Source organism: Nostoc sp. JL34 (assembly GCF_017114945.1).
In the GTDB taxonomy this organism is placed as follows: domain Bacteria; phylum Cyanobacteriota; class Cyanobacteriia; order Cyanobacteriales; family Nostocaceae; genus Nostoc.
On record NZ_JABXKQ010000013.1, the window covers coordinates 35,439 to 46,691 of the forward strand.

Genomic DNA, 11,253 nt, shown 5'->3' on the forward strand with positions numbered 1-11,253 from the left:
AGTTAAGTTAATTAACTTGCAACTGCAACCGACTTTTTGCGAGTGGGACGCTTGCGGTTGGATTTTTTCTTCAGTCCAACAGCTTGGGCTTGATCGCTATCTGAGCCATATTGTCCGCGCACAACTTCTTTCATGGCTAATACAGCATTGTGAAATTCCCATTCTGCCAATCGAGCAGCATCGACAGCAGCACGGTATAAAGCTAGTTTCTCAGTTTCAGCCTGTTGCTGTGCCAACATCGCCTGATAAGCTTGCTGAATGTTTGCAACAGAGGCATTAGAACGGCTTGTATCGTAAGTGCTGACGGTTTGCAAACCGTGGAATGAGGTAATATCTTGACTAATGACTTGAAACCGCAACCGACGTGTTGTATCTTGGTTAGGCATATATGTATACGTGCTAAATTCTATATTTAATGTGCCCAATAGAACGTAAAAAATAACAGTAGGGTGAAGTTTTTAGATAAAATGTAAGGTTTTTAATTTTCCCTTTTGAATAAATACGGGAACAGAGAGAGGATTTGAAAATTTTCTCAAAATTTAAAAAAATGCAAATTGATTGTAAATGTAACAGTTTAAAACAAAGTTAGAAAAAGAGTAAGTTAACTTATGCAAGCCGATGCATTAACAAAGCGGCCGCCGCATTCACAATGCAAGCTGACGCATTAACAAAGCGGCCGTCGCATTCACAATGCAAGCTGACGCATTAACAAGGCGGTTGCCGTATTCACTTAACTTTGTAGTGTGATCGCAGTTTGTCTTCAAGTTCGTGCAGAACTTGGTTTACCATTGCGTAGTCTTATCCGTACTGCTGGACTTACAGTTAATGAATTTATTGCCGCTATCTAATCGCGCGATCAGCTACTTCAGATAAATCAACAAATTCAATCCCGGAATTGTACGCGAAAGTGTCCACAAAACCAACGTGATGTAAATTAAACCCAAACTCCATTGATACCAAGCAAGTGCAGAGATAATACCTGGTAAATGTTCGTCTCGCAAACGAATATCGTTAAATCCTAATTTAACTAGGTTGTTGAGACTAAAATCATAGTAGTTGAGCCAGTTCCAATGGCGATCGCCCAACAAGGGCATATATCGTTCCCGAAATGTCTGATTCCTTGGTATCACTGGCAAACGTCCAATCAATAATCGTAATTGGCGAAATGTGCCGTCTTCTGTGAAATAAGAAACGTCCATTAAGTCATGATAACGACCTTGTTGGTAAAGTCGGATCAATAAAGCCATTGGCACGGGGACAATAATTATAAAAAGACACCCCAATGTCAGCCAAGGTTGTGCAGTATTACGAAAGATCGCTAGTAAGCTGAAGAATTCTAAAACGCTAAAACTGACTAATATCGAAATGGTTTCGTAAGATGTGGGAATAATTGGTACGGGATGCAGGCGACGATAGCGATCCACTAGCCAAAATAGTAAGCCGAAATAAGCGATCGCTAATCCTCCCACGCCAAAGACTAACCAAAAATTTGTCCCATAGCCACTCAACAACAGCAGTACACTCAACGCCAACCAACTCCAAGCTTGCAGTAACCATCCACCAATAGAAAGGGTTTCCCCAACAATTAAGCGATCGCTTAGTTGGGTATATTTTTTTAAATCGATGTCTGCTATGGTGAGTAACTCACTACTGTTGCGAAAGGATTTTAGCAGACGACGCTGGGCGATCGCTTGGGCTTGAGTTGCAGAAAAACCCAGATTCATCAAACTGGCAACAGTTGCACTATTAATATTTGTAGCCGTCAAACGATGCCCAAACTCGATTAATCGCAGTCGTTGTTTTGTGTATTCCAGTTCATTAGCATCGGCTACTTGCTGTTGCTGACGAAAATTTTGCCCCAAATTCCGCAAGACGTTTTGATTACCTTGCAATGTTGGGATGCAGAACATCTGACCAATCTGACCGGGATTACCTAAAATTTTCGCTTGATTGGAGTTAAAAGTTAAACCAGGTACGCTTAAACAAGCCTCTTTAGCAAACCTGGCATCACTAAAATCTGCTTGGTTCAGAATGTTCGCACCTTGCAAATTTACTAATTGGTTAAACTCCGCTTCTCGAAAGCTTACAGATTGCTCAAAAGTTGCTTCTGTTAAAAGGAGGAACTGATTAAAATCGGCTTTAGTAAACTGGGCTTGATTGGCAAAATACACTTCAGAAAAATCAGCATTCCCTTGCCATTGGACACTATTGAATTTAGCCAACTGTTTAAAAGTTGCTTGGTTAAAGTTGGCAGTATTCTCAAAGATACTACCTTGAAAATCAGCGAGTTCCCGAAATTTAATTTTTTTAAAGTTAGCTTTTTCAAAAAATATACTGCCCTGAAAATTGCTTGGTTGTTGGAAGTTAACACTGGTAAAACTAACAGGACGAGCAAATCTGGTTTCAGTCCAGTTAGTGGGTTGGAGAAAAGTTGCACCTTGGGCATCCACAGACTGAAGGAAAAATGTATTGGAGAACTTAACCTCGCCGTTAAAGCGAGTTTGCACCAGTGTTAAGACACCACGAAAGACGGCGATTTCACTGGCTGGGGTTGACTCTGTTCCCAGAAGCGATCGACAATCTTTAGAGTTGGGTAAAGCGATTGCGAGTGACTCTAGACAAACAAAGCGCAAACGTTCTAGTTTTTCTTGTTCGGTAGGGGTGAAAATGGGTGCGATCGCTTTTGCATACAGTGGTGTTCTTAAACTCAAATCACTGCCGACAAAATCCCCCAGAATCAAAGCATAGCTGAGGTCTAAACCTAGAGGTTTTGTACCTAGTTCTTTTCGCAGCAGTTGGTAAAAAGCATCACGAAAGCTAGCGTTTTCTGGGCGCAAATCGATCGCCATCTTTTGCAAATCTACGGTTAAATTGCCTTCGCGGAGTGTCGGTGTGCGTAGTCGTTCTTGCAATAATTCCAGAGTTAAGGGTGTGCGTTCTGGTTGTGTTTGTCCTGCCCAAGCAGGTAGGGGGAGGAGGAGGAGAAGTAAAACGCAAAGGAACGCTAAGGGAAGCGCAGAGGTACGCAGAGAAACTCCTCTGTGTACCTTTGCGTTTAACCTCTGCGTGCCTACCCTGCGGGAAGGCGTACCCCTACGGGGAAGCAAGCTACGCGTAGCGTCTCGTAGAGAAGCGCCTATGCGTTTAAAAGATAAATTATGCAAATTGTTCGATCATTCGTCACTAATTAGCAGAACAATTTTACCTGCCACAGTACCGTTTTCAATCAGTTGGTGGGCTTTAGCTGCTTCTTTCAAAGGAAACTTGTGACTAACATGGATTTTTAATTTGCCTTCATCGATCCAGGTGGCAGATTGTTCGAGAATTTCTGCATGATGGTGGAGAATTTCTTCCAATCCTAGCAAGGCTGGTGCCAACATGAATTCTAAACCGATGCGGAGATTGCGAGTTCTAGCAGTTTTCCAAACGGTATTGGCATCTGGTTCGAGAATCGTCACAATATCGCCATAGACTCGCACTGCGGGGAAGGTTTTGTGAAAGGTTTCGCCCCCTACAGTATCAAAAGCCAAGTCTACGCCTTCGCCACCAGTCCAATCTAATACCGCTTGCACAAAGTCTGTTTGTTTGTAAAAAATTACATGATCAGCACCAAGTTCTTTGACAAAATTAGCTTTTTCCTCAGAACCCACTGTGGTGGAAACAGTAGCACCTTTGAGTTTGGCCAATTGAATTGCTACATGGCCGACACCACCAGCACCCGCATGAATCAAAACCCGTTCCCCAGGTTCTAATCGTCCCCGTTCATATAAAGCTTCCCAGGCGGTGATTAATACTAAAGGCGCTGCTGCTGCTTCGGCAAAGGAGATAGACGCGGGTTTACGTGCCACAAACCGCTCATCTACAACGGTATATTCAGCGTAATTTCCTTGATGTGCGCCCAAGCCACCATAGCAAAAATATACTTCATCACCTGGGCGAAAACGCTGAACACCAGCACCCACAGCTTCCACGACACCTGCACCATCACATCCTAAAATTGTCGGCATGCGATCGGGATAGAAAGTGCCTCGACTCCGAAGTTTAGTGTCGATGGGGTTAATACCAGCCGCCACTAAACGCACTAAAAGTTCAGTATTCCCTACAGGAACAGCAGGGTTTGGTACATCCTGTACTTGCAGAACTTCGGGACTGCCAGCCGCTGTCATCAAGACTGCTTTCACAACTCTTTCCTCCTGGCTTTAGATGCACGTTCATTTGCAACTTTAGCGCAAGAGGGTGAATACAGAGCTACATCTGAGGAAAAACTGCAATATCTGGCGACAAGGTGCGAGAGGCCTACGCATCTTCAAAGGTATATATGGAAAAAATCAACTTAATAATTATCTATTATTTGAAATAAAACTAAATATTCCGAAATATAGCTATAATAAAAATATACAGCGACAACGCTACTCGTTGCGAGGCAACCAATATGGATGCCAATGAAGTTTTAGACCAATATGCTCAGGCAGATTTGAAAAGAATCAGCCTAATGACTAATCTAATAGGGGCAAAAATGCCTGATGGCAAAATTCACAAAGATCGCTTAAATTCTGCCAAGTAATTTAGTTAACAGATGACAATCATTCCCTTGTCGAATCAATAAAACAATAGAGAGAAGATCATGAAAACCGATTTTGATTATCCCAACAAAAATTTGCTTGGGGCAGTAGTTTTTAGACCTAGTTTTAACGACTTTGAAAAAATTAATGCCAATCAAGCTTGGTCATTATTTTTCACCGCTGGTCAAGAAGACAAGGTATTAGGACAACAACCTGAATTAGGCAAATTTTTTACATACCTCTTAATCGCTCTTGGAGTAACTGGAACTCTTTGGGCAACCTATTTCAATAACTCTGTGTAAACAGGTTGGCTATTAACTAAAAGCCGGACACGGTGATTAGAGAGGCCTAATCTGGATTCTGGGAGTTTAAACATATCAAACACGCTAGTATCGAGCTTCTAATTTTCGTCCCTAATTAATGCAGGAGCCAAGAATGAATCAGCCCATAGAATTATCATTAGAACAAGAATTTAGCATCCGTTGTTTTGCCGACAAAGTGCAACAAATGTCCCATGAACAAGCTCAAGAGTTTTTGCTTGTGCTGTATGAACAGATGATGATTCGGGAAACGACTTTCCAGCAATTGCTCAAACATGAGTGGAGACTAGATTTAGGCACAGTCTCTGGATAAACAGAGAAGTAATAAAAGTATGTGTGGTAGATTCGTGTTAGCAGAGCAATGTTTGAATTCAACTGTTGTCTGCATATCTACGCCCATACATCATTTCTGAAAAAAAAACCGTGAAACACTATGTTTCACGGTTTTCTGTGTGATGTGAGGAGCTTAACTCTATATCATGATAAAGTAACCGCCCAAGCACAAGGCACTGGTAACAATTTTGGTAACAGAATTTTTTGGCGATGATCCTCTCATATCAAGTCCGGTTAATTATTTATGATTACCGCATCCGTGCAAAAATCAGGAAAACCTCTTTTTCCCTGCTCCCTGCCCCCTGCACCCCTGCGGTCTAAATGATAAGTTTTTACCCGAACATGATATCAGGTGTGAGGTGCAATCAGATTACGACTTGCTAAACTAAACAATATTGACCAATAAAAATGCATAGCGCATGGATATTTCAGACAAGCCCATATCACAACGGGCAAGCTAAATGTGTGGGGTAATAATTATGAATTATTTTGACTTTTAGTCATACAAGGTTCAAGGTTGCCCAATAAAGATTACATTTGCCAAAACTTGTACTTTTGTTAACTCGCGCACGAGACGTTGAGCTTGATGTTTATAAAGTGGTATTGGCAACACTCTAGGCAAATTATTCATCCATTGCCTAGCGGTAGGGGAACTACATCCCGTAATCAAAACTATCTCTTCAGCACCATATATAATAGCATTTGTAGTTAGAGCCTTTTCAATTTGCACCTGCCAAAGGCGAGGCAGCATTTCACCCCATTCAATTCGCTGTAAACTACTGCTTGTGGCTAAAACAATCAAGCGATCGCCAGCATTAAGCTTAACATCATACCAGGGCATCAAGGAGTAATTATCTCGCCGATATTTCTGGTAGAGAATCGGCACAACACTGTAGCCATAAGCTATTTCAGATAGAAGCAACCCATTGAGAGTATCGCCCTCTTCCACCTTGTATTCCGTCACCATAACTATTTGCTCATTCAAGTGAAACAAGCTCAGAACGTTTTCTCCAAAGGCAGCACAAGCAAAGACTTCCGCCGATAAAGCCGCGCCACACAGAACTTGAGCATAGGGAAACAGAGGAGCTATATTATCACTAAATTGACGGTCTTGAGAGCGGATAATCAAGGTAGTGGCGGGGTTGATTGCATGAGCCATCAAACCGATTTCCAGATTTTCCATGTTGTCGTCCCCAACTAAAACGATGCTTTTGGCATGGGAGAGATTCACCTTAGTGAGTGCTTCGGTAGCATTGCCAACGATAAGGGGTATATCGGGTAAAGTATCTTGGTCGAGAGTGGTAGGATGAATTCCTACTAACGGCTGGTTGAGTTCTTGCAAAAGAGCAGCCACTCTCTGTCCCAAGCGATTTAAGCCAATAATCACCACATGGTTGCGTTGTGGTATGGGAGGACGAGAATTGAAAAAATGGAATCTTGAAGTAACAAGAGCATCAGTCAGCAGTGCATATAATACTCCTACGAAAGCTTGACCTGTTAATGTGAGTCCCAAGCTAAACAACCGCAACCACCAAGGGATATGATCTGAGGGTTGTGATTGTGATGAAAACTCAACACCGCCAAATAAATCTCCGTATCCTCCCAACAGCAAGACTGCTGTTGCATAGAAAGCTTCTTGGAGGGAAATGTCAGGATAATATAAGCGATAAAGAACTATTCCAAGGAACCAGAGAATAAGTACAGTAATCGCATATATTGTCGCAATCCGCCGGATTTGATTTTGGCTTTGGTAGTAAGATTGCCAAAATTGTGCTATTTCCTCCTTGAGATTTTTCGCTGTGATGCCTTGGATAAACTGTTGCCACTGCCACCTTTGACTATGAAATTTTCGGTGTTGCTTAGATAAAGCCAGTTCGTATGCAACATCAATGTAAACTAGCATGTCTCCTACCTGCACTTCTGCCTCTGGGTTCCAGCCAAACAATTCTTTGAGGGGGTTAGATGAAACAGGTCTGTGACTCAAGATGCGGCGAGTTGTAAGATTGAGTCTATGTACTGGCTTGCCATTACACCAGCTATCCTTCGCTTCTACCTGGTGCTTTATCACTTGCAATAGTTGCCCTTCTAAGGTGAAATATCCAATAGCTTCAGAGCCGAGGGCTGTCAGAGCGAAGGCATGAGCTGAAAGATGAGTAGGCTCAAAGGCAACAAAATTACCGAGATTTTCCCATAAGAGTTTGTTGAAATTTTGTTTGTCAGAACGGACAATCAGGCGAACGTGAGGATTAAGACGCCGGGCTGCAAAGGCAGCTTCTATATTTATCCGCTCATTTCTAGTCACTAAAAGTATTGAACGACACTGGCTTATACCTGCCTGCTCTAGAACACTTGGCTGGCGGCAGTCTCCTATGATTAACTTTTCTAGTAAACTAGGTACTTCTGGGACTTCCCAATGTTCGGACTGCACATCGTTAATGGCAATGACTTTAACATCGTACTCTTTTAGGACTGCAACGCAATGTTGCCCTAAACTTTGGAGTCCGCATACTAAGAAAAGGTCTTGGGGTTTTTTTTGATTGCCAGTAGGAGGGGGATGCACTTTCTGTTGATGGCAACATTCGATACTGCTAACAGTATGTGTTTACTAGGATTATATCTCACTGTTCTTGTAATCCTTGGAATTGGGCATTAGGCCATAGTTATTCTCCTCTTCTCCCCTACTTCTTTCCTCAGATGTATTAAACAAAATATTATTAAGAATTATAAATTTAATTGATGTATACTGATGCTTGCACTGAGATATATGTAATAATCCTGAAAAACTGTTAAAAATAAACTTCAGTAAGTTTGCCCTAACCTGCAAATGTATTTTCGCCTTCAAAAAGCAGGATTTGTTAAGCTGACTCCTATTAGCTTTCCTAGATTTCTGACCAGAAGTAAAGAAAGATCCAAATTTCGATGAGCAACAGCTGACAATACTTTGCTATAGGCGCTAAAGTGCATCTACTACAAGCGTAACGACAAGAGAGCGCCTAGAAGAGTCAGTAATACCAGACAGGGACTCTCGCATGAATATAAATCCAGTGGAATCAACTATGGAGTTGACAAAATTATCGCCACCTCAAATTCTTTTCGGCACAGAAGTAGATGAAAAAAGCAGTAGCGAGCAGTTTCTACTGAGCATGTACGATTCTGTGCAGGCATCAATATTTGTAGTTGATGTTCTGGAGGACGGAGATTTTCGATATGTAGCACTTAATCCCACTCATGAGCGGTGGATAGGCATTCGCTCAGACGATCTCCGGGGCAAAAAACCAGAGGATATTCTCTCTCCCATTGATGCTGCTAGGGTGCGTCAGCACTATACTGACTGCGTACACTTTGGCACAACTATTTCTTACGAACAATGTTTACAATTCCAGGGAATTCCCACTTGGTGGAGTACGACTCTCACCCCACTAAAGGATACTAACTCCAGGATTTATCGACTGATTGGTACTAGTAGCAATACCACTCCTGTAAAGCAAGCAGAACAAGCGATCAGATTCCAGGCGGAACGGGAGCAACTACTAGAAGCGATCGCTGGACGGATTCACCAATATGTAGAGTTAGAGACTATTCTGCATCAGACAACAATTGAACTGCGGCAGTTTTTGAATTGCGATCGCGTGCTAATTTATCGTTTCGAGGCTGATGGCAGTGGAGTAATCATTGCTGAATCATGTGTGGCTGCTATTGATCCACTTTTGGGAAAAAACATCACCGATCCCTGCTTGGGTGGCAAACATGCAGAACACTACGGACGAGGTTGCATTCAAGTTGTCGAAGATATTTATGCAGCCAGGTTGCATCCTTGTCATATAGATTTACTGGCATCTTTGCAGATCAGAGCCAATCTAGTCGTGCCGATTTTCCAAGAGCAAGATATGTGGGGACTGTTGATTGCCCAGCATTGTCACCAAACGCGTCAATGGCAGCAAACGGAAACTGACTTGCTCAAGCAGTTGGCAACTCAAATCGGCATTGCTGTTCAACAGGCAGAACTTCATCAGCAGATCAAGGATCTTAAAGTCAAGATGGAGTTGCAAAAACAGAAGCACACCAATCAGTTGCAGCAGGTGCGAAACTTTGAAGCCTTGGTGCGACGGATGACAGAACAAATCCGCGACAGTCTTGATGAAACTCAGGTGTTGCAGACACTCACCCAGGAATTAGTACAGTTACTGAACCTTGAGCGTTGCCAAATCGAACTCTATAGCACCTGCCAAACTCTAGTTACTATTACTTACGAATACAGCATTAACTTACCTCAGTGTCAAGGATTGACCAGACAGATTGCAGACCGTCTGGAAGTTTATCAGTCGCTATTACAAAAACAACCATTGCAATTTTTAGAAATTGTGCCGGGATGGCAACCAAAGTTGCTAGTTATGTCCCAGATGGCTTGTCCAATTTTCGATACTCAAGGGATTTTGGGAAATATTTGGTTAACAAGACCATCACAAGAGGCTTTTGATGAATTTGAAATTGAGCTAGTGCAGCAGGTAGCAAATGAATGTGCGATCGCCATTCGTCAAGCCCAGCTTTACAAGCAAACCCAGGCACAGGTAAAAGAACTAGAAAAATGCGATCGGCTCAAAAACCAATTTCTCAGAACTCTATCCCAGGAACTGCGGACACCAATAACTAGCATCAGTCTTGCAGTCCAAACTCTTGAAAGTGTCCTCACACCAGCAGAAATATCAGATATAGAAATAATTCCACAACTCTTGCAGATTCTGCATAACGAGTGTGGGAGAGAAAGCAAGTTAATTAACGACCTACTCACACTCACATATCTAGAAGCGGAACCCGATCCCCCAACTTTGATTGCCATTGACTTTCAAAGCTGGCTTCACCCCATTATCGAGTCTTTTCGAGACCTCACCAACTGTCAAAGACAGCAGTTAAACCTGAGAGTTGATCATGCGCTGCCGCTTTTAGAGACAGATATCACTGATTTGGAGCGGATTGTCACCGAACTGCTTAACCATACCTGTAAATACACCCCAGCGGGCGAATCCATCACAGTCTATGCTCACCTGATAGGGGATGCAGTAGAGCTTAGTATTACAAATTCTGGAATAGAGCTTACCAGCAATGAACTGTCACGGATATTTGAGCCTTTCTATCACCTTTCCAAACATGATCCCTGGAAACATAGTGGCACAGGACTGGAACTGGCATTAGTGCAGAAAATGGTCAGACATTTAGGCGGCTCAATTCATGTAAATAGTGCAGCAGGTCAAACCACTTTCACCGTCAGATTCCCCTTTTAACTGGTTTTTTGGGGCGGCACTGGCTAAATGTCAGATGTTGTGCTACTATTGTTATTTGTGTGGGTGACTAGCTCAACGGTAGCCTCCATTACACGAATAACCCCTAAAATAAGGGTTATCTCTAATATCTCTCAATGGTTTCATCCATTATTGAGAGATAAATGAGAGACGAGTCTTCAGACAATTTAATTGGCTTTGAACGCTTACTAGCCTTATTTAAGGATGTTCAAAAGCAGACCCCTTCAGGAGTTGGACTGAAAAGAGAAACTAAGCCTTATGGCACCTACATACTAATCCAGTTTAAACTAGGAACTAAGCGGGTAGCTAAAGCTTGTGGGTGTACTTTCACTCAACTGGGAATAGTTGAAGCCCTCCAAAAAGCTAAAAAGGTGGCTGAGGCTCTAAATAGCTTTTCCACTGAAACAGAGTTCTGGAGTTGGTATGATCAAACCATTCTCACTAAAAATACAATCCAAAATAACCTAATTACCTTTAAGCAGGCTATTGAGATAGCAGAGGGTCATTTTTGGAATAGTGTGAGGAAAAATACGGTAAGGGATAAGAGTAATCCTTCTCATCAATCATGCTGGTATGATGCTTATGCGAGGTTCTATAAAAGTCTTCCCTTAAGTAGGTGGGCATAAAAAAACCAGACTATGTAAAGATAAGTAAATACAGAGAATGCATCGACATGAGGTGACTTATATATGGGCGCTCGTTTAAGAGTATTTCTAACTCGTGAGCAAGATCAAACTCTGT

Annotated in this window: 9 protein-coding genes; 5 read left to right on the plus strand and 4 right to left on the minus strand. The window is 42.3% G+C overall.

Features of this window, described 5'->3' with window-relative positions; genetic code table 11:
* Positions 1–11: 11 nt before the first annotated feature.
* From HWQ44_RS01260 to HWQ44_RS01270, 3 genes are all read right to left on the minus strand, one after another.
* Positions 12–386, minus strand: a complete 375-nt coding sequence (locus tag HWQ44_RS01260; protein ID WP_292713805.1) for a hypothetical protein — start codon at positions 384–386, stop codon at positions 12–14.
* A 474-nt stretch (positions 387–860) separates the two neighbouring features.
* Entirely contained in the window at positions 861–2,849 is a 1,989-nt protein-coding gene (locus tag HWQ44_RS01265; RefSeq protein WP_292713819.1) for a pentapeptide repeat-containing protein, read from the minus strand.
* A gap of 324 nt (positions 2,850–3,173) precedes the next feature.
* Positions 3,174–4,181, minus strand: coding sequence for a zinc-dependent alcohol dehydrogenase family protein (locus tag HWQ44_RS01270; protein ID WP_292713806.1), 1,008 nt, complete (start codon positions 4,179–4,181; stop codon positions 3,174–3,176).
* A 251-nt stretch (positions 4,182–4,432) separates the two neighbouring features.
* On the opposite strand from HWQ44_RS01270, the gene HWQ44_RS01275 reads away from it, so the two are divergent.
* The 3 genes from HWQ44_RS01275 to HWQ44_RS01285 all read left to right on the plus strand — a co-directional run bounded on the left by HWQ44_RS01275 (position 4,433) and on the right by HWQ44_RS01285 (position 5,195).
* Positions 4,433–4,564: a hypothetical protein gene (locus HWQ44_RS01275; protein WP_292713807.1), complete on the plus strand. Its 132-nt coding sequence runs from the start codon at positions 4,433–4,435 to the stop codon at positions 4,562–4,564.
* A 60-nt stretch (positions 4,565–4,624) separates the two neighbouring features.
* Complete coding sequence (locus HWQ44_RS01280; protein WP_292713809.1) at positions 4,625–4,864, plus strand: hypothetical protein; 240 nt, start codon at positions 4,625–4,627, stop codon at positions 4,862–4,864.
* A gap of 133 nt (positions 4,865–4,997) precedes the next feature.
* Positions 4,998–5,195, plus strand: a complete 198-nt coding sequence (locus tag HWQ44_RS01285) for an NblA/ycf18 family protein (RefSeq protein ID WP_292713811.1) — start codon at positions 4,998–5,000, stop codon at positions 5,193–5,195.
* Positions 5,196–5,726: 531 nt separating this feature from the next.
* On the opposite strand, the gene HWQ44_RS01290 is transcribed toward HWQ44_RS01285, so the two are convergent.
* Positions 5,727–7,775 (minus strand): TrkA family potassium uptake protein, encoded by a 2,049-nt coding sequence (locus tag HWQ44_RS01290; protein ID WP_292713812.1) that lies wholly within the window; start codon positions 7,773–7,775, stop codon positions 5,727–5,729.
* Positions 7,776–8,244: 469 nt separating this feature from the next.
* Between HWQ44_RS01290 and HWQ44_RS01295 the strand changes: the two genes are divergently transcribed.
* The gene (locus HWQ44_RS01295) at positions 8,245–10,494 is read left to right on the plus strand and encodes a GAF domain-containing protein (protein WP_292713814.1); all 2,250 of its coding nucleotides are present in this window, start codon (positions 8,245–8,247) and stop codon (positions 10,492–10,494) included.
* A 161-nt stretch (positions 10,495–10,655) separates the two neighbouring features.
* Complete coding sequence (locus tag HWQ44_RS01300; RefSeq protein ID WP_292713815.1) at positions 10,656–11,138, plus strand: hypothetical protein; 483 nt, start codon at positions 10,656–10,658, stop codon at positions 11,136–11,138.
* Positions 11,139–11,253 lie beyond the last annotated feature (115 nt).